This is a genomic window from Phyllobacterium chamaecytisi, assembly GCF_020164455.1.
GTDB classification, from domain to species: domain Bacteria; phylum Pseudomonadota; class Alphaproteobacteria; order Rhizobiales; family Rhizobiaceae; genus Phyllobacterium; species Phyllobacterium chamaecytisi.
The window spans coordinates 147,854-172,368 of record NZ_JAIQWW010000009.1 but is presented as its reverse complement, the minus strand read 5'-3'; the positions used below and the strand labels follow the sequence as shown (position 1 = coordinate 172,368).

At 56.0% G+C, this 24,515-nt stretch carries 20 protein-coding genes and 1 pseudogene; 13 read left to right on the top strand and 8 right to left on the bottom strand.

The features are described from left to right. The first annotated feature begins 242 nt into the window (after positions 1-242). On the top strand, positions 243-1,604 hold the full coding sequence (locus LB462_RS15955) for a hypothetical protein (protein WP_224509957.1): 1,362 nt from the start codon (positions 243-245) through the stop codon (positions 1,602-1,604). Beyond that, entirely contained in the window at positions 1,601-6,070 is a 4,470-nt protein-coding gene (locus tag LB462_RS15950) for an autotransporter outer membrane beta-barrel domain-containing protein (RefSeq protein ID WP_224509770.1), read from the top strand. Before LB462_RS15955 ends, LB462_RS15950 begins: the two co-directional genes overlap by 4 nt. Before the next feature lie 180 nt (positions 6,071-6,250). Here the strand turns inward: LB462_RS15950 and LB462_RS15945 are convergent, their stop codons facing one another. Both LB462_RS15945 and LB462_RS15940 read right to left on the bottom strand, forming a co-directional pair. Next, entirely contained in the window at positions 6,251-6,511 is a 261-nt protein-coding gene (locus LB462_RS15945; protein WP_224509767.1) for a DUF982 domain-containing protein, read from the bottom strand. A 377-nt stretch (positions 6,512-6,888) separates the two neighbouring features. Then, the gene (locus LB462_RS15940) at positions 6,889-7,074 is read right to left on the bottom strand and encodes a hypothetical protein (RefSeq protein ID WP_224509764.1); all 186 of its coding nucleotides are present in this window, start codon (positions 7,072-7,074) and stop codon (positions 6,889-6,891) included. A gap of 653 nt (positions 7,075-7,727) precedes the next feature. On the opposite strand from LB462_RS15940, the gene LB462_RS15935 reads away from it, so the two are divergent. From LB462_RS15935 to LB462_RS15915, 6 genes are all read left to right on the top strand, one after another. Further along, on the top strand, positions 7,728-8,012 hold the full coding sequence (locus LB462_RS15935; protein ID WP_224509761.1) for a hypothetical protein: 285 nt from the start codon (positions 7,728-7,730) through the stop codon (positions 8,010-8,012). A gap of 5 nt (positions 8,013-8,017) precedes the next feature. After that, entirely contained in the window at positions 8,018-10,390 is a 2,373-nt protein-coding gene (locus LB462_RS15930; RefSeq protein WP_224509759.1) for a sensor domain-containing protein, read from the top strand. Positions 10,391-10,636: 246 nt separating this feature from the next. After that, positions 10,637-11,653 (top strand): sensor histidine kinase, encoded by a 1,017-nt coding sequence (locus LB462_RS15925; protein ID WP_224509756.1) that lies wholly within the window; start codon positions 10,637-10,639, stop codon positions 11,651-11,653. A 530-nt stretch (positions 11,654-12,183) separates the two neighbouring features. Next, positions 12,184-12,324, top strand: a complete 141-nt coding sequence (locus LB462_RS31565) for a hypothetical protein (RefSeq protein ID WP_370637189.1) — start codon at positions 12,184-12,186, stop codon at positions 12,322-12,324. A gap of 205 nt (positions 12,325-12,529) precedes the next feature. Continuing rightward, on the top strand, positions 12,530-12,652 hold the full coding sequence (locus LB462_RS31225) for a hypothetical protein (protein ID WP_255626674.1): 123 nt from the start codon (positions 12,530-12,532) through the stop codon (positions 12,650-12,652). Next, a complete protein-coding gene (locus LB462_RS15915) occupies positions 12,649-12,930 on the top strand; it encodes a hypothetical protein (RefSeq protein WP_224509753.1) in 282 nt (93 codons plus the stop codon). Before LB462_RS31225 ends, LB462_RS15915 begins: the two co-directional genes overlap by 4 nt. Before the next feature lie 423 nt (positions 12,931-13,353). Here the strand turns inward: LB462_RS15915 and LB462_RS15910 are convergent, their stop codons facing one another. Then, positions 13,354-13,524, bottom strand: a complete 171-nt coding sequence (locus LB462_RS15910; protein ID WP_224509751.1) for a hypothetical protein — start codon at positions 13,522-13,524, stop codon at positions 13,354-13,356. A gap of 923 nt (positions 13,525-14,447) precedes the next feature. Between LB462_RS15910 and LB462_RS15905 the strand changes: the two genes are divergently transcribed. From LB462_RS15905 to LB462_RS31560, 5 genes and pseudogenes are all read left to right on the top strand, one after another. Continuing rightward, positions 14,448-14,903, top strand: coding sequence for a phasin (locus tag LB462_RS15905; RefSeq protein WP_224509748.1), 456 nt, complete (start codon positions 14,448-14,450; stop codon positions 14,901-14,903). A gap of 621 nt (positions 14,904-15,524) precedes the next feature. Further along, on the top strand, positions 15,525-15,818 hold the full coding sequence (locus LB462_RS15900; RefSeq protein ID WP_224509745.1) for a co-chaperone GroES: 294 nt from the start codon (positions 15,525-15,527) through the stop codon (positions 15,816-15,818). A 73-nt stretch (positions 15,819-15,891) separates the two neighbouring features. Then, on the top strand, positions 15,892-17,493 hold the full coding sequence (gene groL / locus LB462_RS15895; protein ID WP_224509742.1) for a chaperonin GroEL: 1,602 nt from the start codon (positions 15,892-15,894) through the stop codon (positions 17,491-17,493). 171 nt (positions 17,494-17,664) lie between these two features. After that, complete coding sequence (locus LB462_RS15890; RefSeq protein ID WP_106666230.1) at positions 17,665-17,874, top strand: cold-shock protein; 210 nt, start codon at positions 17,665-17,667, stop codon at positions 17,872-17,874. A gap of 161 nt (positions 17,875-18,035) precedes the next feature. After that, positions 18,036-18,155 (top strand): annotated as a pseudogene (locus LB462_RS31560) (DUF6481 family protein); the annotation flags it as partial. 42 nt (positions 18,156-18,197) lie between these two features. Here LB462_RS31560 and LB462_RS31220 read toward each other — a convergent pair. The 5 genes from LB462_RS31220 to LB462_RS15865 all read right to left on the bottom strand — a co-directional run bounded on the left by LB462_RS31220 (position 18,198) and on the right by LB462_RS15865 (position 24,514). After that, the gene (locus LB462_RS31220) at positions 18,198-18,329 is read right to left on the bottom strand and encodes a hypothetical protein (RefSeq protein WP_255626669.1); all 132 of its coding nucleotides are present in this window, start codon (positions 18,327-18,329) and stop codon (positions 18,198-18,200) included. A 1,368-nt stretch (positions 18,330-19,697) separates the two neighbouring features. Further along, complete coding sequence (locus LB462_RS15880; protein ID WP_224509740.1) at positions 19,698-20,960, bottom strand: hypothetical protein; 1,263 nt, start codon at positions 20,958-20,960, stop codon at positions 19,698-19,700. Then, positions 20,957-22,438 carry a trypsin-like serine peptidase gene (locus LB462_RS15875; RefSeq protein WP_224509737.1) on the bottom strand — a complete coding sequence of 494 codons (1,482 nt, stop codon included), beginning with the start codon at positions 22,436-22,438 and terminating at the stop codon, positions 20,957-20,959. The genes LB462_RS15880 and LB462_RS15875 overlap by 4 nt, the downstream gene beginning before the upstream one ends. A 194-nt stretch (positions 22,439-22,632) precedes the next feature. Further along, positions 22,633-23,457: a glycoside hydrolase family protein gene (locus LB462_RS15870; protein WP_224509734.1), complete on the bottom strand. Its 825-nt coding sequence runs from the start codon at positions 23,455-23,457 to the stop codon at positions 22,633-22,635. Positions 23,458-23,620: 163 nt separating this feature from the next. Next, positions 23,621-24,514, bottom strand: coding sequence for a hypothetical protein (locus LB462_RS15865; protein WP_224509731.1), 894 nt, complete (start codon positions 24,512-24,514; stop codon positions 23,621-23,623). Position 24,515: the final 1 nt, after the last annotated feature.

Below are 24,515 nucleotides of genomic sequence, written 5' to 3'. Positions count from 1 at the left end.
TAAGATACAAAACTGCAGTAGTAAAAAGTGATATTTCTTCTTTATATTTTTTCTATTGCCGTAATTTATTTATGAACGTTTAGATGGTCTCCGAGAGATTAATCTAAGCAGAGCTCGTTTGAACCCAAATCCAGATTCTATTTCAACTGGCGTCAATGGTGCGCAAGCCGCGCTGGAGCGCATCTCCGTGATCAGTAGTCGCAATAGAAGCTCTAGACTTTTCTGTCCAAAGGTCCGCTGCCATGAATACGAGCACCGATATGATCCATAGCCGTTCCAACAAAGCCTTGCCGTTTGGGCTGGATTTCGGACAGGAGTCGAAGCTGCTTTCAGGCTTAAAACAACGCTCGCTGACCCATTTTGCGAAGATTTCGGAAGCAGTAACCTCGATGAAAGCAGTGACATCCGTCCTGCCGACGATGGTGTCTGCTTTTGCGCTCATCGCTGCTCTGGCAGCCACCCCCACATGGGCCGATGCCGGAGCTGGCGGTACCGCTGCCGGACCCGGGGGTGCGGCGGGTGTCAGCAACAGTGAAACCTCGGGCGGGGCGGGAAGCGGGGGAGGAGCCAACTCGTTTGGTGGTGGTGGCGGTGGTGGTGGCGCCGCCGGTGTCACCGGCGGTGCCGGCGGTAAAGGCGGGGATGGAACAATCCTGAATTCAGGAGGCGCAGGAGGCGCAGGCGCTGCGACGCCGGGGGCAGTCGGAGCCGTCGGCACAGTTGGCGCTGTCGGTGGAGGCGGCGGCGGTGGCGGTGGCGGTGCGCATGGTTTCGCTGGAGGACTGTTTCCTGGAGCAGGAGCCACTGGCGGCGTAGGCGGAGCGGGTGGAGCAGCTCCCGGGGCAGGCGGCGGCGGTGGTGGTGGTGCGGGCGGCTATGGCGCAATAACCACTCTCGGCGGAGCCCTTGGACCACTGATCGTCGGCGTCACCGGCGGAGCAGGCGGCGTGGGCGGCGCATCTGTGGGCGCCGAAGGCGGAGACGCTGGCGATGGCGGCATCGGTCTTCTGTTTACCGGAGGAGTAGCGCAGACATTCATCATCGGGGCCGCGATTACAGGTGGGGTCAGAGGCGTGGGTGGTGCGGGGATTGTTGGCGGCACTGGCGGCGATGGCGGCATCGGCGGGAGCTTGGGTGCCAATGGCACCAGCGGCGCCGGCATTGCCGGCCAGAACCTCGCTATCACAATGGGCTTTGCAGGCTTGGTCACAGGCGGTCTTGGTGCTGATGCGATCACCTTCACTGGCGGAGCCAATGCTCTGACATTTGCCAATGCAACCACGGGTCTGATCGGCAATATCTCTGTCACAGGCGGACTTGCCTTCGATCAGTCGATCATCGACACAACCGTTGGCAATATCATTTCGGGAAGCGGCTCAATTGCCAAGACCGGCTCGGCTATCATCAACCTCACCGGTGCGAACACCTATGCCGGGACGACGACCGTCACGGCAGGTCAATTGCGAGCTTCGTCGGTCAACGCACTTGGCGCCTCTACCGGTGCGCTGATTGTCGACGGCGGTATTCTCGATATCGATGTCGCACAATCCAAGGGAACTTTATCGGGTATCGGCGGCGCCACAGCACAAGTCTTATTTCTGTGAATGCCGGTGCAACGCTGGGCGGTACCGGTGTGATCGGCGGTGACGTTGCGGTAGGGAATTCCGGCGTATTGGCAGCCGGCGCGGGCTCCGGCACATTGACGATTAATGGAAACCTTCTGCTGAACGCGGTGTCGATCAGCAATTTCGAACTTGGCGATGCGGGTGTGGCGGGCGGGGCCCTGAACGATCTTGTCAATGTCAACGGGCAGTTGACACTTGATGGAACGATCAATCTGACGCCAACGGAAAGTGGCTACTACCAGCTCTTTCAGTACGGAACACTTATCAACAATGGAGCGACGGTCAGCTCGACGCTCGGCACTGGGACGCTGCAGCTTGGCATCCTCAATCAGGTCAACGTATTCGTATCGAACGGTGGTCAGCTCGTCCAGGTCTGGGATGGTCTCGACGGCGTTGGCAACGGCATCGCCAGCGGTGGCGCTGGAACCTGGAATTCGGCAAATACCAATTGGACTGCTGGGCCGGACTACAGCATCAACGATGGATGGCAAAACCAGGTCGGTGTGTTTGGCGGTGCAGCGGGACCTATCATTGTTGCAGGCACACAAAACTTCGAAGGGCTCCAGTTCGTAGCCGACGGTTATCAGTTCACGGGGGGCGTTCTGAACATGCTTGGCGATGCGCCGGGCGGGAGACCGGCCTCAAGCTTCGTCAATGTCAACAGCGGGCTCACGGCTGGCATCGGCTCTGTGATCAGTGGCGACGCGCCGAACATCGGTTTGTACAAGATTGGCGGCGGCACTTTGGTTCTGACGGGAACCAACACCTATGTGGGGGGCACGGTGATCAGCGCCGGCACGCTGGCCATTGCGAGCGACGCCAACCTCGGTGCTGCATCCGGCGGCCTGACGCTTGACGGCGGCACGCTGCACACGACCACCGACATCGGGACGAGCCGTTCGCTGACGCTGGCCAGCGCCGGCAGGTTGCTGACCGATGCGGGAACGGCGCTGACGTTGACTGGTCCGCTTTCCGGCGCAGGCAGCCTCGTCAAGGATGGCAGCGGCGATTTGATCTTTGCCGGCGCAGCAACCTATACGGGCGGCACGACCATCAGCGCCGGCACGCTGCAGATCGGCGATGGCGGCACCTCCGGCAATCTTGCCGGCAACATTGCCAATGCCGGCGTTCTTGCCTTTAACCGCTCCGATGCTGCGATCTTTGCCGGCGCCGTCAGCGGGGCCGGCAGCCTGGAGCAACGCGGCTTCGGCACGACCACGCTGACGGGAACCAACACCTATACGGGCGGCACGGTGATCAGCGCCGGCACGCTGCAGATCGGCGATGGCGGCACCTCTGGCAGCATTGTCGGGGATGTCACCAATGCTGGTGTCCTCGCCTTCAACCGCTCCGATGTTATGACGTTCGGCGGTTTGATCTCGGGCGCCGGTTCGGTCAACCAGGCCGGCAGCGGTGCCACGGTCCTCACCGGGACCAACACTTATGCGGGCGCGACGACGGTTGCCGCTGGCGGCTTGTTCATCAACGGCAACCAGTCGACGGCAACCGCTCTGACCACGGTCAATACGGGCGGAACGCTCGGCGGCATTGGCACGATCGGTGGCAGCGTGGTGGTCGGCGATGGCGGCACACTGTCGCCGGGCGATACCGGCACGACTCCCGGCACCCTCACGATCCTGCAGGATCTGACCCTCGCCAGCGGGTCGGTGCTCGATTACAATTTTGGTCAGGCCAATGCCGTGGGCGGTCTCCTCAATGACCTGACCATCGTCGGCGGTGATCTTGCGCTCGACGGCACGCTGAATGTGGCGGTATCGGCCGGGGGAGCATTCGATCCGGGCATCTACCGGGCCATCAGCTATGGCGGCGCGCTAACCGATAACGGCCTGGTGGTCGGCACGATCCCGATTCCTGATTTTTATGTACAGACGTCGATTGCCAATCAGGTCAATCTGGTCAGCACACAAGGCATGACGCTTAACTATTGGGACGGCAATGCCGGCCCCAAGAACAACAGCGTCGTGGACGGCGGCAACGGCACCTGGCAGGCCTCAACGGGCAACGATAGCTGGACGGGAGGCAGCGGCGCGGTCAACGGACCCTCCCAGGATGCAGCCTTCGCGATCTTCGCCGGCACGCAAGGCACCGTGACGGTCGACAACAGCCTTGGGGCCATCAATGCGTCGGGCATGCAGTTTGCCACCGACGGCTATCTGATTGATGGCGGGGCAATCACCCTGTCGGGAGCACCGTCATCCATCATTCGCGTCGGTGACGGCACCGCTGGCGGTGCTGCCATCGTGGCAACGATAGCGCCCGAACTCACGGGAGCTTCGGAACTGGTCAAGACCGATCTTGGCACTTTGATTCTGACGGGAACCAACACCTATGCGGGGGGCACGGTGATCAGCGCTGGCACGCTGGCCATTGCGAGCGACGCCAACCTCGGTGCCGCATCCGGCGGCCTGACGCTTGACGGCGGCACGCTGCACACGACCGCCGACATCGGGACGAGCCGTTCAGTCAATCTGGCCAGCACCGGCAGGTTGCTGACCGATGCGGGAACAGCGCTGACGTTGAACGGCCCGCTGTCCGACGCGGGCAGCCTCGTCAAAGATGGCAGCGGCGATCTGATCTTTGCCGGCGCAGCATCCTATACGGGGGGCACGACCATCAGCGCCGGTACATTGCAGATCGGCAACGCCGGCACCTCCGGCAGCATTGCCGGCAATGTCGCCAATGCCGGGGTTCTCGCCTTTAACCGCTCCGATGCCATGAATTTTGATGGTGTTATTTCCGGAGGTGGCGAAATCCGCCATCTGGGTACCGGCATGACCACGCTCATGGCGGACAGTTCACTATTCTCGGGGCAAACCGACATCTCCGGAGGCATCCTGTCGGTGAATGGCCGGCTTGGCGGCACGATGACGGTTGCCAATGGCGGTACGTTGAGGGGCAGCGGAATCGTCGGCGACACAACCAACGAGGCAGGCGGTGTGATGGCACCGGGCAATTCTATCGGGTCGCTGACCGTCAACGGCAATTATATTGGCAATAGCGGCATTCTGGAAATCGAGGCGGCGCTGGCCGGTGACAGTTCATCGGCCGACAGGCTTGTCGTCACTGGCGATACTTCCGGCAGCACGAAGGTCAGGGTCATCAATCTTGGCAGTGGTGGTGCTCAGACCATAGAAGGCATCAAAATCGTCGATATCGGCGGTGTTTCCAACGGTGCATTCAATTTGCTTGGCGACTATGTCATCGGTGGTGAACAGGCGGTTGTTGCCGGTGCCTATGGCTATACCCTGCACAAGAACGGTGTCAGCACGCCGAGTGATGGCGACTGGTATTTGCGTTCCGAATTGACACAGCTTACTCCTACTCCACCCACGACACCACCGACCACTCCTCCCACGATATCTCCGGTCACTCCGCCCACCGGCCCGATTTATCAGCCCGGCGCCCCGCTCTATGAGACCTATGCACAGAGCCTGCAGAGCCTCAACGGCCTCGCAACAATGCAGCAGCGTGTCGGCAACCGTTACTGGGTCGGCGCTGGCAATGCCATCGTGGAGCAGGGTGATGGCCCCGGCACAGCGGAAGCCTCGCTACTGCCATCGGAAGGCGGCGCAGGGGCCATCGATTACGGCGCTATCTGGACCAGGATCGAAGGCAGTCATGCCCGGATCGACTCGCGGATATCGACCACCGAGGCCGCTTACGATTACAATTTCTGGAAACTGCAGTCGGGCTTTGACGGAGCGCTATATGGAAACAATAGTGGTACGCTGATCGGAGGCGTCACCTTCCATTATGGGCACATTTCCACGGACGTCTCTTCCGTCTACGGCGATGGCTCCATCGACACGGACGGGTATGGCTTCGGTGGTTCGCTGACATGGTTGGGCCAGAACGGCTTTTATGTCGATGGTCAGGCACAGGCCACCTGGTACGACAGTGATCTTACCTCCGATACGCTCAATCGCAGCCTCGCGGACAATAATGATGGTTTCGGCTATGCTTTAAGCCTCGAAACCGGCAAGCGCATCGATATCGACCAAAACTGGACGATGACGCCGCAGGCCCAGTTGGCCTATTCCAATGTCAATTTCGACAATTTCATCGATCCGTTCGGTGCGGGCGTTTCACTCAACACGGGCGATAGTCTGGTGGGGCGTGTCGGTATCTCTGCTGCCTATCAAAACGCTTGGCAAGATGCTTCCGGCAAAATGACGCGCACCAATCTCTACGGCATTGCTAATCTCTACTACGAATTCCACGATGGTTCGAAAGTCGATGTTGCAGGCGTGCAATTTGCCAGCGCTGGCGACCGGACTTGGGGCGGCATCGGAGCGGGCGGCAGTTACAATTGGGCCGACGACAAATATTCCATCTATGGCGAAGTTTCGGCCAATACCAGCCTGACCAATTTCGGCGAGAGCTATAGCCTGAATGGCACGGCGGGTTTTCGCCTGAAGTGGTGACGAATGAACCCCGGATGCCGCTCCTCTGGCTTGAATGAGCAAATCATGCAGCCGGATAATATGGTTCTAGCGGTCACCCGATATTCGATCTGATATGGGAAATGCCAAAGTGCGCCGTCGCAATGAATCGCTGCTGGTTGGGGTTGAACTGGCAGTCTCCATGCCGATCCGCTGCGAGTTTTAGAATGGCCAGGCACTATCACGAACGTAAATGCGAGCTTCCTTTGCGGCAGCGATAAACGCCGCCCTTGCCTTCGAGCTCGACCCGTGACCGTCCAGTGCAGCGATGCAGGCCATGCGGGCCATGACATGGGCTTGGCCGCGATTGGCGGGCCATCCATTCACAAGAAAGGTAGCAGCCTGCCTCACCGAAGTGACATTTTGAAGTTTGTCATCTTCAGTCGTTTCGACGGTAACTGCCGGAAACTGGGGATTTTCCATAAATACGAAACGCCGGCGGCTTGGTAAATGTTCCGTTGCTACGTCATAAGATCGATTTTTGGATTCTCGAAGAGCTTGTGAGCGTGCGTCTAACCTGATCGCTTTCTCCTTCGCGCACCAGGAGGTCGCGCAGCCATAAAGCGCCTGGACGACACGCACCCTGGCCGGCCCAGAGCGGCTTGCTTGCTGCGGCTGGGCGGATAGTGATTGTCACATTGCCGAGCTTAATCGCACGGCGGCGTGCATCAGTGTGAACCACGATCTTTGCTGGAACGCCGTCGGTTAGGCCGCTATCGTTCGCGGCGGTCACTTGGTCGACTAGCATCCGGGTTGATCGTCAAGTCCGCGATCGATTCGCCTCAGCGTCCCGCTTTTTGTCAGCCGCTGTAACGCCTGTCGACCGCAGCCCGCGAGGCGAGGTCGATGAAATCGCTTGGTGTCCACACCTTGAGCCACGCGTCCGCACCGATGCGCTCGATCATAGCTCGCTTCAGATCGATTGGGTCGTTGGTCATGTCCGAGACAAGTGCGGCGTCCGAAATATGTACGTACGTTTCGGACATTTCTCGATGATGGGTTCCCGATAACGAGCAGGTTATGGCGTCGCGTAAAGCAGCGAAACGTGCACCCAGAAAAAAATAGGGCCATCGGAAAACCGAGGCCCTTTAGGTGTGAAGGTCAAAACCTCCAGAGGGGAACAGCTGATGCGATGGAACTGGGAGGAGACCATCGGGTGCATCAGCTGCGGGCTCAATAGCTAAAGTTCGTGCAATGCGCAAACAAATTTTGTGCAGTGCAGAAGTGCAAGAACAGCGACTCACCATCAACATGAGGTCCGAAACGTTCGCTTCTGCGGATCCGGGGCCCAGGACGCTTCCACAATGGTTAAAGATTGCGCAAATCAACTTGCAGACAGTGCTTTTTTGGCGAGGTCTTTGATCACGAACAAATTTCTTCCAAAACACTGCACGACGGCAAGCTAGGTGATTGAGCCAGATGCGTCCATGTAAAAAGGCTACCCTCAGAGCCGCCACCTGCGCTATCGAAAGATCGTTCTCCGTATCCGTCGTGGACCCACAAGTCACGGAAAGCATTGGATTTTCTCGATTGAATTGACTTGCTTGCTTTATAAGTGGACTCTGATTGGGTCGTCACGCATTCAATCGGCCGCTGGCGTTAGAGAGATCAGACGAGCTCCCGCCGAAAGGGAGCAGCCATGTCGTTTGAAGTTCTCACGTCCGTTTCCAAAGCTGCCTACAGCAAGGTGAACTGGCACATCATGGCATCAGCCTATGAACAAGCTACGTTCATGCTTGATGCATCAGACGGTCAACCTCAAAACACTGGACGTTTGGCACGAGAGGTTATGCGCTTGTTCAACAATGGAAAGCGAGACGTCAGCTTGATCGCATCGCTGGCGGCTGACCGGGAGCGGACCATGGGTTTTAGTGCAGAGATGCAGCAACAAACGAGCCGTACGCGTTCCGGCGTAAGGGAATAGCTCCCGTGGTCGATGACTATATCCAGACGCAAATGCCCTGGTTGCGGAGACTTTTCATCCGCGCTCCTTCAATCGAAGATGACGTCCATGCGGGCCCATCCGACTCAGAGAGCGGTCAATTGCAAATCCGACATCTAGCCGTGACGATGGGTGACACGGCAGCGCAAAACCATGCCGGCATTCCGGCAGGCACCGATTTGACCGCGGAACGAAATCTACTGCGGGCGATGATCGATCAGTTGCCCGACTACTTGTTCGTAAAGGATCTTGATCATCGCTTTGTTATTGTAAATCAGGCGGTAGCGCGCATCCATGGTTGTAGCCACCCCAGCGAGCTGATCGGCAAAACGGATTTTGATCTGCACCCGAATGCAGTCGCGTCTGAATTCCTGGCCGTCGAGCAGGCAATAATCAAATCAGGCATCCCGTCCATTGACATGGAGGAAGAGGTCACCGACGCGGTAACCGGAGTCAGGAAATGGCTCTCTACCTCCAAACTCGCCCTGCACAACGACAAAATGGAGATCATAGGGCTTGTTGGAATATCTCGCGATGTGACGCTCCGCAAAAATGCCAATCGTCTCCGCGACGGTCAGACGCTGGTCCTCGAAATGATCGCAATGAATTCCCCTCTTGAAGACGTGCTCGACAGGATAGTGCGGCTGATCGAAGAACAGCTTGAGGGGGTGTTGGGATCCATTCTTTTGCTCGATAGCGACGGAGGTCACCTCAAGCATGGGGCCGCGCCAAGCCTTCCTGCGGATTATTGCCGCGCCATTGATGGCATCGCGATTGGGCCACAGGCGGGCTCTTGCGGCACCGCCGCTTATCGGCGCGAGAGTGTCGTAGTAACTGATATCGCGAATGAGCCCTTGTGGATCGACTATCGGGAACTGGCAGAACTCCATGGCCTGCGTTCCTGCTGGTCGACGCCGATCCTGTCGCATCAGGGCGATGTTCTTGGCACCTTTGCCATGTATTCGGGTAAGGTGAGGATGCCTGGTTCCCTGGAGATGCGGCTCACAAAAAAGATTGTCCGGATCGCCGCCATCGCGATCGAGCGCAAGCGGGCCGAAGATCAGATAAGCTTCATGGCCCATCATGACGCCCTCACGGGCTTGCCGAACCGAATCCTCCTAAAAGATCGTCTTACTCAAGCCATGTTGCGCACGGGGCGGCACAATCCATGGGTGTCTGTGGTCTTTGTGGACCTCGACAACTTCAAAACAGTAAATGACAGGCTGGGTCATACGGCCGGCGACGCGCTTCTGAAGATTGTCGCCTCCCGAATGGTAAACTGCGTGCGGCCGATTGATGCCGTAGTGCGACTTGGTGGGGATGAATTCGTCATCCTGCTGGTCGATCTGGCGGCAAGCCCCGATGCGATCTCGGTTATCCTGCACAAGCTCATGGCGGCCATAACCGAGCCGATTGCTATTGAAGGTCACGAATTTAACATCACCTGCAGCATGGGAGTCGCCACTTTCCCCCAAGATGGCTCCGACGCGGAAACATTGCTCAAGAACGCCGATGCAGCAATGTACCAGGCAAAGAATGGTGGGCGGGACAGCTTCCAGTTTTTTACGCCTGAAATGAACACCAAAGCCCATGAACGCTTTGCCATGCAGGATGCGATCCGCAATGGCATCGCCCGGTCAGAATTCTATTTGGACTATCAGCCACAAGTCGATCTTCGCTCTGGGCGCATCTTCGCCGTTGAAGCTTTGGTTCGCTGGAGACATCCGGTTCTCGGTATCCTGTCGCCGGCGCAATTTATATCTCTGGCGGAGGAAACTGGCCTCATCGTTCCGCTTGGTGACTGGGTCCTGAATGAAGCCTGCCGTCAAAACAAAGCCTGGCAGGATGCAGGGCTTGCGCAGCTCAGCGTCAGCGTCAACGTCTCGGCCCGGCAGTTTCAGGAAAAGGACTGGCCGAGCCGGGTAATCCGAGCCTTGGAAGAAAATGGCCTCGATGCAGAGTACCTGGAACTTGAACTGACCGAGAGCCTTTTGATGCGCAATGTCGATCAGGCCATTGCAACCATGAAGGAACTTCAAGTGCTAGGGGTTCATTTCGCCATCGATGATTTTGGAACGGGATATTCCAGCCTTAGTGCTCTAAAAAGTCTGCCCGTTTCACGTCTCAAGATTGATCAGTCGTTCGTGCGCAACCTTGCCCATGACGAGGATGACCGAAGCATCATATCCGCGGTCATTTCACTCGGACAACGCCTGAACATGCTGGTGATTGCAGAAGGGGTTGAGACGGAAGACCAACTTGAATTTTTGCGTGCCAATGGGTGCGACGAGGCGCAAGGATACCATTTCAGCAGGCCGATCGAACCTGAGGCAATGGCGGATCTACTAAAGCTGCGCTGACGTCAGCGTTCACCGGCCTGTCGTGCCAGTCTCGTTCAATTGAAAGAAGGCGGACGCATAGTGAACTACCCGCCAGGTGAACCCCGACTTCTCCTCACTCTCATGCGGTATCAAATAAAGCACGGGGCATCAAGTCTGTGCTATTGTCTTCTTGCGTACACTCGGACGGACTATGGAGCGAGCAACGTTCACCCCGGGGAAGGCTTTCGCACCGCGAGCCTCCGGTCCCCACAAGGACAAAATTTCATGGCAATCCATACTGACCAGCCGGAAGGCGGTATGAGCCTTGCCTTGGCGGTCGTTGCATCGTCCAATGCGCCGCTTCTTCTCCTTGACGGCGACCTCGTGGTGATCGCGGCGAGTGAATCCTTTTGCCGCGAGTTCCAGATTGATCCGGGCAAGGTGCCGAATAGGAAACTGATGGATCTCGGGAGCGGAGAATGGAATTTGCGGCGGTTGTCTTCATTGTTGCAGGCTACTGCTTCAGGCAGCGCCGATATCCGCGCCTACGAGATCGACTTGACCCGTGACGGTCAAGAACCGCGTCGCCTCGTGCTCAATGCACAGAAACTCCAATACGGGGACACCGACGGCGTTCGACTTCTTCTATCGGTATCAGATGTCACCGACGCCCGGCTTGCCGAAAAACTCAAGGACGACCTCCTGCGGGAAAAAGCCATTCTCTTGCAGGAAATCCAGCATCGGGTTGCCAACAGCCTGCAAATCATTGCCAGCATCCTCATGCAAAGCGCGCGAGCAGTTCAGTCCGAGGAAACCCGCGTGCACCTGCAATCCGCCCACGGCCGGGTGCTGTCTATCGCCTCTGTCCAACAACAGCTTGCGGTCTCCAGACTTGGTGACGTTCACCTCCGCTCGTATTTCACACAGCTCTGCCAAAGCCTCGGGGCATCAATGATCCACGATCCCGAAAAGCTCTCGATTGAGGTGACGGTCGATGACAGCGCCGCCAAGGCGAATGTGTCGGTCAGTCTCGGTCTCATTGTCACCGAACTGGTGATCAATGCTCTCAAACATGCGTTTCCCCGCGATCGCAGTGGCAAGATCGTCGTCGACTATCGTTCCGTTGACACGAAATGGTCGATGTCGGTAAGTGACGACGGTGTCGGGGTTTCTTCCGATCCCAGGTTCTCAAAACCCGGCTTGGGCACGGGCATCGTCGATGCGATGGCAAGACAGCTCGATGCTACGTTCACGACCGTTGCAGGCAATCCGGGAACGAAAGTCTCGATTACTCATTCTTGATCCCTAGTTGTTCGAATTGCGGCTCAAGGAAGTACGGCCCCATTTGTCGGTGGCGGCAGCGTCCCTTTGGCTTTGTACTGCACAAACAGGCAAATGTCGTTGAAGGTTACGGAGCCAGCGCTAGCGGGGCGAATAGCGCGGGTGGCGGGCGCCGCGTAGAAATCGGCCTCGCGACTGGCGGAGAAGGGCTAGAAATCGGACCAGCAGTCCCTCTGGTTTTTGACAGCATAATGGTCAGGCGAGCATCAGGTTTTCGGCGGCAGACATGCCGTCCACGGTCCGCTTTCCTGTCGCTCTTTGGACATCCTGAGCCAACGTGGTCCGTAGAGCAAAACAATCAAGTCTCGCCAAGCTGAGGTCCGGTACGGAGTATTAAGGGAGGAGATGCGCACCGGACCTCGTTGCCTTCACGGGACTCACTCGCTTGGCAACACATGCTTGCGCGAGATGAAAATCGGTTCAAAGAAGATTTTTACCTTTTGCCCGCCGATCGGGAAAATAAAAACCTCCGCTGCGGGATTTAGTAGTCAATGATGGGGTTTATAGGCGCAGACGGCGCACCCACCTACAAGCGCAGCTATAAGCATTTCATTGATTTGCTCGAACCGCTCGCCCTGCAGGGCAAACCAATCGTGCTAACTGCCACAGGCGGCAGCGATCGCATGCGCTGATTATCGAACACCAGCTCCGGCCGCTGTTCATCTTCTTTATGGCCATACGCTCCCGACGGGGATCTTTGCTGTCGATCGTGACTTTCACGACCAGAAGATTGTTGCCGAACATATCAATGTGCGGATCGCCCAGGCGGTTGAAGAAGCGCGCCCATTTGTCGGCCAGTCGGCGGCTGAAGCGATCAGTGCAGCGGAGTAGCAACGAATGACGCGGGCACTGACGGTTGGGGAGACAGCAGAACTGCAGGAATTAATGCGGATTGCTGGCGCTGACCTCGCCGTCTTGTTCGGCGGGCGGGGGCAGGCCTTGCCGATGCTGCGACTGTGATCGGCGAAATCGCCAAGGGCGAACAATCGACCGCACTTATTCTCATTATGCAGTACATCAACCTTACGGCGCTGCCTGGCGGACGCTGGCCGGAGCATCTGGTCCGGCGTGTTCTCGCTGATCCAGCGCAGAACGGTCCTTTGATCAATGCCTTGAGGGTTGAGCCAGAGCTTGGAACACCGATCCGTGGTGGCCTTCCCGCCACAACAACTCGACGTACTGATGAGGGTTGGTCGCTTAGTGGCAGCACGATCTATTCGACAGGCATTGCCGGCTAACCTGGTGCATCGTCTGGGGGCGGACGGACGAAGAAAGCCCGCGCGGGTGCTTTCTTGGTTCCGGCAAATGCCGATGGTATGCGCACTGAGAAGACGTGGAACCCGATTGGCATGCGCGCGACGGCAAGCCATGACGCGATACTTGAGGAAGTCCGAATCCCCTTCGATCATGCAGTCGATATTCGCCCGCATAGCGGGGCTGCACGTAAACCATCAGAACAACAGAACCACCAACTGGATCGATGTCTGCTGGTGTGAAAGTTTAGGTCGATGATGGCACCTATCCACAAGGGCAGGTTAAAGAGGCAACCGGGAGCGCCCGCACCGGATGTGCCTCGACATAAGGAATGCGTTCTCGTCCTGCACAATAGACACCACCCAATTACCGAACTCCGATTTGCACGTCAGGCTCGAGTTCTGCAATTATGTCGATGAAACTTTGGCATTCGGAATCAAATCCGGGTCCTGCTCGTCGTTGACAGTTTCCGTCGCAGCCTTCAAAACCTCAGTATTCCAGATTGAAGTTTGATAACGCTGAACGCTGCGGCGACCGTTTTTCTTCACTTCGACGACAAATGTTTTTGCAGGCTTCATTGATACTTCTCGGATTGAAGGGGAGGGCGGCCCGTATAACCGAAAAGCCGCCCGCGAGCAACTTGTCTAGTGTCGGGGGCTTTGTATTGCGCGCAGAATGCAGCCTTCTCCTCACCCACTGGCAGATCCTTGATCCGTTCGCCGATATTCCGGCGCCGCAGGTCCCGACCACATGTCAGAATGCCAAGGCAAGCGCGCTGAAGCCGGGCACATATTGTAGTGGGCTTGCACTGGGCGGCAATGTGAGCCTTCTCCCGGCGTCTATGTTATCAAGGGCGGGGATTTCAAGATAAACGCAAATGCGTTTGTCCAGGGGGAAGGGGTCCTGATCTGTCTGGCAGGAAGCTCGCGTGTGAGTATGAACGGTAACGCGACCGTTCAACTTAGCGCACCAACGTCGGGGGTCTATTCGGGTATATTGTTTTTTGGCGATCGATCGAATGTCGGGGGATCAAACACGTTCAACGGAACAGCGGATTCACTGCTCACTGGCGCTCTTTTTTTGCAGCGCGACAGGTTCGCTATCTCGGGAACTTCTCGGGAAAAGGCGGTTGTTCGCAGGTCGTCGCCGGAACAATCGAGTGGCGCAAGCGACGTGAACCGCACCCTACGATCTCGACATATACCCGGTTTCGCGCGAACTCAGTCATGAACAGGTGATACGTGTGCGGTAACCTTCCGTTCAAAGACAACGAAAAGGGAGGAACTGCAGTCGAATTCGCCTTGCGGGTCATCAGCGCACCGATTTTAGGATTCGTCGGCCCAATCAAGATCGGACATAACGGAATTCCTGATAGGACTAATCACCAACTGAATGGTGTAACTTCGGCAATCCGTCATACTCCTGCTATCATACTAAACGATAACCTTGAAAGACAACCAGGCACCGGCAAAGTTCGATTGCCTCACAGGAGGATTTCACAATGAGCAAGACGGCAAAACAGACTGCTGATGCGTTCTCGATCCCCGCGTTTGATCCGACCGCAGTAACCGAACAGGTGCGCCAAATCACCGAAAAGGGCGTTGCTCAGTCCAAGGAAGCCTATGCCAAGATTCAGGATCAGGCAGAAGCCGCTCAGAAGAGCCTTGAAACAACTTTCGAAACCGCTCAGTCCAACACAGCTGCGCTTTCGCTGAAGGCATTGGCTGCGCTCCGCGTCAACACTGAAGCCAGCTTCGCTCATGTCGAAGCCCTGATCGGCGCGAAGTCTTTCGGTGAAGTAATCGAACTGCAGAGCGCGTTCGTTCGCAAGCAGGCAGAGGCCATCTCCGGCCAGGCCAAGGAATTCCAGGCCGATGCCACCAAGGCCATTGAAGAAATCTCCGCACCGGTCAAATCGGCTGTCGAAAAGGCCATCAAGGACGTCAAGGCCATCTAAGATCATCGTCGTTGGTGCACCATACTTTTGTGCGAGCCCCCGAGTATGAACTGCCCCCGAAAGTTGGACACCAACTTCCGGGGGTTTGCATGTTGAGACGACAGGGCAGCCACTGCAGCCCAGTTCAAGGATGCGGGCGCTGGGCTGCAGCCTCTGCAGAAAGGAATGTTGGTTGCGGCTGACGCCACCGGGGACGCTGGCACAATAGACCTTTGCTGGCTCCGCATAAAAGCGCGGTGTTGGCAAATCGAGTAAGACCGGTGCTTTCGACATCCCAAAACCCGTTAGCAGGGATTTTATGCGGTGGGGGAGGTGCCTCCGCCATTCAGGGATCGTTGATATTCAGGTCAGCCAATGGTGCGTCATATGCTAGCCGATTCGTGCGTCGTTTACAGATAGTTATCCGGATAAAGATAAGGAGATTCCCAACCCTCCTAGGGCCCTTAGCCAAAGAATAATTCTTTTGTAGCTTATGTTCCGAAAATGCCCCCTATCGAATGATTCGGAACAGCTATTGTCCCCTAGTATGTCAAACCCGTTAGCACTCCTATCATTCGAGTGCTAATAAGCGTACAAAGGCTGAGTGGACCACATTGGGCTGGCCACAGAAAGAGTTCCCACATGAAATTCCGGCCACTTCACGACCGCGTCGTCATCCGGCGCGCCGAAGGCGATTTGAAATCTAAAGGCGGGATCATTATCCCGGACAATGCCAAGGAAAAACCACAGGAAGGCACCGTTGTTTCTGTTGGCCCAGGATCCCGCGACGAAAGCGGCAAACTGGTCTCGCTCGACGTTAAAGCCGGCGAAGTTGTTCTCTTTGGCAAATGGTCCGGGACTGAAGTTAAGATTGACGGCGAGGATCTCCTGATCATGAAGGAGACCGATATTATGGGCATCGTAGCGACGAAATAAATGACCGGGTAGCGCCCCCCCGCGAGGCGCACCCAGCACTACTCATTTTAACAATGAATTGGACCAATCAACAATGTCTGCCAAAGAAATCAAGTTTTCCATCGACGCTCGCGACAGAATCCTGCGCGGGGTCGAAATCCTGAACAACGCCGTCAAGGTGACCCTGGGTCCGAAAGGCCGCAATGTCATCATTGACCGCTCATTTGGTGCACCGCGCATTACCAAAGACGGCGTGACCGTCGCCAAGGAAATCGAACTCGCCGACAAGTTTGAGAATATGGGCGCGCAAATGGTCCGCGAAGTCGCATCAAAGACCAACGACCTTGCGGGAGATGGTACTACCACAGCAACAGTGCTTGCGGCCTCTATCTTGCGCGAGGGGGCGAAGCTCGTTGCTGCCGGAATGAACCCGATGGATTTGAAGCGCGGTATCGACCTTGCCGTTGCTGCCGTCGTCAAGGACATCCAGGCCCGGGCCAAGAAAGTCGAATCGTCAGACGAGATCGCCCAGGTCGGCACAATCGCCGCCAACGGCGATGCCACAGTGGGCGAGATGATCGCCAAGGCCATGAAAAAGGTCGGCAATGAAGGCGTGATCACCGTCGAGGAGGCGAAAAGCGCCGAAACGGAACTCGAAGTCGTCGAGGGCATGCAGTTCGATCGCGGCTATCTTTCACCCTATTTTGTCACCAATGCCGAGAAGATGCGGGTCGAGCTCGAAGATGCCTACATCCTTCTGCACGAGAAGAAGCTCGGCAACCTTCAGGCGCTGCTGCCAATTCTCGAAGCCGTGGTCCAGAGCGGAAACCCGCTGCTGATCATCTCCGAGGATGTTGAAGGTGAAGCCTTGGCCACCCTCGTCGTTAATAAGTTGCGCGGCGGTCTCAAGGTTGCGGCCGTGAAGGCTCCAGGCTTCGGCGACCGTCGCAAGGCCATGCTGGAAGACATCGCAATCCTTACCGGCGGTCAGTTGATCTCCGAGGATCTCGGCATCAAGCTCGAGAACGTCACGATCGATATGCTCGGACGGGCAAAACGCCTGCTCATCGAGAAGGAATCCACCACAATCGTTGCTGGCTCCGGGGACAAAGCTGGTATCGCAGCTCGTGTCCAGCAAATCCGGGCACAGATCGAGGAGACCACCTCGGACTACGACAAGGAGAAGCTCCAGGAACGTCTGGCGAAACTTTCCGGCGGCGTCGCGGTCATCCGTGTTGGTGGCGCAACCGAAATCGAAGTGAAGGAGAAGAAGGACCGCATCGACGATGCATTGAACGCCACACGTGCGGCGGTGGAAGAGGGAATCGTCGCGGGCGGCGGTGTGGCACTCCTGCGCGCCAAGACAGTTTTGGCGGCTCTCAATGGTGCAAATCCTGACGTGACGGCGGGTATCTCGATCGTCCTAAAGGCTTTGGAAGCGCCTATCCGACAGATCGCCGAGAATTCCGGTGCCGAGGGTTCGATTGTGGTTGGTACACTCCTGGAGAGCACGAAACCCAATCAGGGGTTCAATGCGCAGACCGAGCTCTATGTCGATATGATCGAGGCAGGCATCGTCGATCCGGCCAAGGTTGTTCGAACGGCCCTGCAGGATGCCGGCTCGATCGCTGGACTCCTGATCACGGCAGAAGCCATGATCGCCGATGTCTCGCCGATCGGGGATAAGGCAGCATGAGGTTTGTCGCATTAGACGAGTTGATGGGTCAGGCATAGAGCTATATCGCTGCCCCCTTAATTTTGGATCGCTGATGCGTGTCAACGCTTCAGCGCACCTCTCTTTTAAAACGGGATAGAAGCGGGCATCATGCACGATGCTCAAGTGTTGTTGCTACAAGGAAGGTTCACGATGGCCACTGGTACCGTTAAATGGTTCAATTCCACCAAGGGTTTTGGTTTTATCCAGCCCGATGATGGGGGCACCGATGCGTTCGTTCATATTTCTGCTGTGGAACGCGCCGGTATGCGCGAAATCGTCGAAGGTCAGAAAATCAACTACGAGCTGGTTCGCGACAAAAAGTCGGGCAAGTTGTCCGCGGATCAGTTGAGCGCTGCGTAATCAGCGGCAGCCTTGCAATGGCCACAGTGGTGGCCCATCGCAATAGAATATAAAACAAAGGCTAGGCTCGTGCCTGGCCTTTTTCATCGGCAATCGGTTCTTAGAAGCAAAAGCCATTACATACCCCACAGGACGACTATCGTCCGGAAAATCACAAAGATTTGAGTGAACGCCGTTCAGCCGCGGCGCAAACGAAGGAGCAGCAGCTTCTCAAGAAGCTCGGGGCCATGCCAAAACCGAGCGACCCTGCTGTAATTGCCAAACGCGCCGAACGGGAAGTAATTGCCTCGGCACGTGAAGCCAGACGAGCAGATCGGGAACGATCAGTGCAGGAGGCCTCGCCCGTCGCGCTGCAGAGGCTGTTCAGCAGCGGCTTCTTCCAAGGTTTGCTCCAGGGCCCAAACCAGACCCCACGCAGCCGGATGAACCATTGCCGATGCCGGACGATGATCCATTCCCGGCACCTCCGAAACCGCCTTCGAAAGAGCCTTTACCGGACGGTCCGAAGATTGGTGACAACACTGATGATGTCCCGCGTTCGCGTGAAGGGTAGGGTTCTGGTGCGCCGACGACAGAACATTGGCGTATCGCATTATGAGGCTGAGCGGTGTAGGTACGCCGCCGACTGACGAACAGTGGCGGGGCCGAGGCTCTGTCATTCGGGTTCCCGGCAGATGATGACAGTTGAGACTCGCGATCGGGAGCTTGGCTTGAATCCATGGCCGAAGCTCATGAGGCATTGTGCGTGCCTCGTACTTGCCGAGAAAAACGCCTTGGGGATTCATGATGCGGAGCCTTTCGAATCCTGCTGAATTCCTGTCTCGCAATTCGCCAATGTCCTGAGAACGTTTTTGCAAATGGGGAGAGCGAGTTACAATCGAGGCCAGGAAGGACTTCGGAGAGATTTGCCGGACAGATCCAGATCGAATTACGTCGAGAGCGCCTCCGGGACGGCGAGATCGGGCCGTCGATCGACGATCGCAAGAAGATCATGTAACCTTGCAGAGCGCCGAGCGAGCAGGAAGATGGAAACTCTCTCTCTCCTTCGACGGATCTGGCCCCGACTGCAATTCCTTTCGGCCGGTGCAGGACTAGACAAGCATTCGAACGGTCTTCGGAACCGCGGAATTTTAAGAACCCACAATGGACGTAGTGCCAAGGGCTGCCGGGCCGGTCATGGGGGGCGGTCTACCATGTTGAAGGAGATGCTCGCGTTTTTCAAGCCCGAACCGCGCTCGGATCGTGGCTTGCGGCTGCTCTCTCGTTGGTCTCTTTAGCCTGCCGTTTCTGCTCTACCGCACCATCACGGAGGACCGAATTCTTTGTGTGGAGCTTGCTGGCTATTCGGATTACGCCGCGCGGGTCCGATGGCGGCTTCTCCCGGGTATTTGGTGAGAGCCAAACCTCCTTAGGAAGCGTGCTGCGAAGGTCGTCGCGGCCTGCCAATGCAGCTAATTTTTGCCGTGGTCCTGTAGGCTCACGTTTTGCGTCCGATGTGTGCAATTCCGAAAACGATGGCTCTTGGCAGTTGATGCCACACTGCGAGGTATTTTTTGGTTCGCTTCCCCGATCGTAGTCGGGAAGACAAATGGGGGAGGCCTTTCCATGACTGCAGTGATTAGAAAATACGGGGAGCGTCCCCGACGTGGCGGATTGGGAAGTGCCGCGACCGATCATGACCAAAGTACTATTCTAGAGATGCCCGCCCAATGGCAATATTGACAAGCCGTCGCCGTCCTTGAACGGCACAGCTTCGCTGCATTCAATGGGACGGAAATCAAGGAATAGTGTTACCTCACTAGGCGCAGAGGTATAGGGTCGCGTCAGCGCTGCACAAAGAATGCGCGTAACTGTTGATTTGTCATGGTATAGGGGGAGGTCTCGGATAGGACCACGAGAATTACGCCGTTTGGTAGCTCCGCGATCGCACCCGAGGAAGCAGCGTCCACCAACACCAGAGTCTGGGTAGCGAGCATGGATCCGGCGCCGCTGACGAATCCAAGCAATGTGGATATGGGTTGGCGGTGATAGAAGCCCAAGAGCAGTGCGACGTCGCCGTTGCTTAAGACCTCACCACTCATCGAAAGCGGGCCATACTGAAAATCATGGACGTCAAATTGCCATTCAGGTGTGCATCCGACGCAGGTGCTGACAAGCCAGACGTTACGATCGTTGTCGCTGTCGTTGTCAATATAGATAACATGATCCCTATAAGCACCAATAGGAAGGGGATGTATAATCTTGTCTGGGTCGGAGGTATCTGCCACCGAAACTCTCGACGCAATCCCATCGCTGGACACCTCGGCGGTCAGGAGTTTGGTCCATGCATAGGTACGCTCGACCGAATTGGTCGCAAACATCCCCGCAATCGCAAACCTGTTATTTCCGAGCGATGAAATCCCTCCGATTGAACCGTCCCATAAATCGGGATCATCAGGTGCTTGAATGATTTCCTCGTGACGAATCGCTCCCTGCTTATCCAGTTTCAGTATCCAGGGATGTGTGGTTGTCGACCCGAAGATGCCGTTCGGAGGTTGCTGGCCACTTGCACCAACAACTATGAACCCATCGCGCAACAAGATAATATCGCTGAAGGAGTCAGAGCGAACGCGCCAAGTATCGCGCGTGAAGCCAAGCTTGCCGAGAAACTCACCGCCTTCAATATTAAATTTGGCGAGTATGGCTTGCTTTGGGAGGAGGTCATTTTGTGATATCGGGCGACCGGGGCTTTCGGAGCCAGCGACGACCAGCGTGCGCTGATCGAGTTTGACCGCCGAAGAAAATGATGAATCACCAGGTCCTGAGAAAATACGCGTCCAAAGCACCCTTTCTCTCGTGAAACGCTGTAGATACCCATCAGAATATTCTGTGTATCCCAAGCTTGGCGTCTTCTTTGTCCCAACGGCGATAAACGACCCATCCCCAACCACGATTATCCGTGCCACGTCATAGGTGCCACCAGGCTCGCTCAACTCAAGTTGAGAAACAATTTTTGAAGCTTGGGCGCGTGGAGCGATCACCAACACAACGATGCAAATAAGCACTGCGCCAAGCAAGTCGATGCGGTAAGGCTGAGACGAAGTCATTTGCCGGACTCGAAAATCGGCGCGAACGTCGGGTTGATGACGGCAGCAATGTTAAGATCGCCCTTTAATTCATCGGGATGCAATTCGCCGGATGACTGTACGGCCACGAGCGTGACGACGCTCGTTCCTGAATCAGCGACATCTCCGGAAAAGAGTGGTGCGCCACTTGTGCCATTGAATGATTGGCACAGATGCTGGATCTGGTAGTCATCCGAGTATGCAGCGAAACATAGCGGACTGTCATCGGCAAAAAGATTAGTCGCCCAATCGCCTGATTCCAAAAGATGCGAAACGGACTGGATGGGCGAGAAGCTGAGTCTGGAATGGAGTTTATTGCTCCGTCCCAGAAATTCGTGGTAACCGACCATCGTCAGTCGATCACCCATACTAATCTGCCCCACTCTTATGTGGAGCGTCGGGTCGAGTGGCAGGTTCTCGGCGAGCCTCACGAAGATTACATCGTTAGATGTGTCCGGCGGGCTACCAAGCAACTGTATATTCGACACGACTCCAGCACTTGAGACCTCGCCGACAATTTGGTCTGGCGAAACGATTTGATTTGCTGCTTTCGCCAATCCGGGGTTTGGGAGGAAGTATGCGGTAAAATCGTTGGTTACATCATCCACCTGTTGTAAAAGGCTCCGCAAGAAGCAATGACGAGCCGTGACGATGGTGTTCGTATTAATGAGGGTCGCCGTGCAAAGTAGGGCAGGCGATACCGGTCCGCTCGTACCAACGATAACGCCAATTCTATTAACGATCCTTTCGCTCGCGATTGCCGTGGGAGTCGACAGGCAGGATTTTGCATAGGCGTCGTAGAGAGCCGAACACTTGGAGACGGTCTCGACCTGCATGTCGGAAAGAACTTCAAGGGAACCGAGATCCTCACTGGCAAACATGCAGGACCTATTGAAGTCATCGATCGCGTTATCTCCAAGGCCACCTGGGGAGAATGTGCGCAATCCCGTCACCGCTTTCGAGCACCCTTTTATCCTGGCGCTTTCGATAGCAGTCGGGCTAACAACGAAAGTTGGGATCTTTCCGGAATAGCCTAGGCCCGTAGTGTCGGAGTAAGGAGTTTCAAGAAATGCGACTCCAGCTTCAGGTTCCATAGGCTGGCAATTCAGGCAGAGACCTTTCAGCCGGTCCTGCAGAACATTAGTTCCGCCAAACGGATCATGGACATCAACTGGTGTTGATGGATCGGTAAGAATGGAAACGTATTTGCCAACAAGGTTTCCAAAACTGACGGTGGTGCCGGATGCGCGAAGATTATGAAGTGACTCCCATGTCAGCGGCAAGGTGAAGCCGTTATTATCGATCGAAACAGTTCCTTGCGCACCCAACACGATTGGAATGTCCTGGTCGAAGGGCAATGTCTGACTACCCGGACCGATGGTTATCGTGCCCGGTGGAAAAGTCTGCGTGTTAAAGTCGCCGGTCTCAAAATTGCTCCACTTGGATTGCTGTCCCTGCAAACCTGGCGTTCCAAGGCGCAAACCACCAATCGGGGGAAATGCAGTCGTTCCATTGCCACCGCCCGAGAAACCCGGGCTGCCGCCGAAGCTTCCTCCACCCGAGAAGCCGCCACTAGGCGCCCCGCCGAACCCGCCATCTTCGGCAAGGACGGGAGCGCTTAACAATAGGCTGATTGCGAGCACCAGGCGCTGTCTCATGTCGTTAGACCAGCTTCGAACAGGAATGATTCCAAATCGCGCCGCTCCAAAAGCCCCTTCATGGCTGGATCTCCCTCCCAGATACGCTTCATCGCCGTTATCTGTCCAGGAATAGCGGAGAAGTTTTGCGCAACCATCAACTGATGGATGTTGTACATCTCCTTTCGTCGTGCATTGCCTGGAGATACCTTGCTTCCGCGGTTGTAGACAAGCGATACAAGAGCACCGAAGCTGTTGTCTGTGAGTTTGTCGGTGTTCGGAAACGCATCTTCGGTCTCCGCAATGACGCACGGCAGAAAGTTTCTGAATTGCTTCATGGCGGCGTCCCACGGCACTGCTGTACTTTTGACAGTTGGCAGGGCGGCGCTAGCTTTACCCCCCGTGAGATTGGCTACAGTCTGCAGGAGGCCTATGGCTTCACTATCAATGATGCTCTTCCAGTCCTCAGCGAACTGGGCCGCATTAACGTATCCGATGTCATATCCGACGCCGATGGTGACCCCGGAGTTTCCTTTCGGCCAAATCGGGTGGACAAGCTTCCTTTCGTAAACCGCCCGCCCCGATACCTCGAAACGCACGATGAGATCGATGGCCCGCTCTGAAATATTTCGCTTTGAGCGCCGGCGATAAGCCTTGCCCTGAGCTTCAACTTGCTTGAACGTTCGAAAATCAAATTCGCGCTGCCTCTGTGCATTGAGGATGTCGATATCGGAAACCGCGGCGAGGCCGTTGTCAAATGCTTGAAATGCATTTCCGGATGCTGCGAAAAGCCGACTCGAATATATTACTCCGGCAAGCGCCAAAAAACTGCGTCGATACATGGCTCAACTCCAAAAATGCTGTTCGGGTTATAGTTTGGTATTTGTTTCCCGTGTTCTAGGCAGTCGATAGTATTCTCTATGCACCAGCAATTCGATTTTATACTAGAATTATTACTTCAACCGGAAAATGAGTGACACAAATTGATTGTCGTTTAATCCTAGTTTAGAAACCGAAGGATCGGATCAAGGCATCATTTCGCATCAGGATGCCCGGCGTCACCCCTTGCACAGCGCTGTTTCCCGAATTCAATTTGTTCAACGTTTGGATTGCATGATCATTCACGGCTTTGGCATCGCCAATCTTACCGTTCTGAATGAGCTTTGGAACCAGCCCCACCATCCGCACCCCTTCACTGTCCTTTTCCTCTAGGGCTTGGCGGATGTCTTCCGCGCGCAGCGGAGAGAACTGAGCAGCACTGACGTGCTGAACGTCGATGTGTTGTATAACATCCCTCAGAATGTCGACAAGATCATCTTGGAGGCCATACGGACTGAAGCTCACCTTGTTGGTGCTGCGCGTGTATAAGAAATAGTTTGCCGTAAACCAGCCATTGACTGCCCTCTTGTAGATCCCCGACATCGGCTTATCGTTCTTGGCCAGAAACAATGCCGACGCTCTGCAAATATAAAGCGTCCTGAAAGCAGTTGGCAGCAAACTCTGCCGCATACCGTTGCAATGGGTCGCCACGAGCGACGAGACATTCTCCGATGTTATCATTGGGCGCGATAGAAATAGATCGATCTCCTGGCCGCCGAACGCGGCGACACTGAATACAGGTATTGAAGTAGCCTCTTCGGAATCATGCCATTTGAGAAAAATCTGTGTCGGCTGCTTTTGAATGTCGTCTGGAGACAACGACACCGAGATCGGGCTTGTACCCAGTTTGTCAACAATCGGTTTGGCGTCAAAAGCGCTATTAATCCACAACGAGTCATCAGCAGTCGTATCGGTTGCATAAACCTTCAGTGATATTTCGTCACTCCAAGCTACGCGCGGGATCGCTAACAAAATGGAGGAAGCGATGAGGCACCACAGAAGCGAAACCGTCTTTTTCATG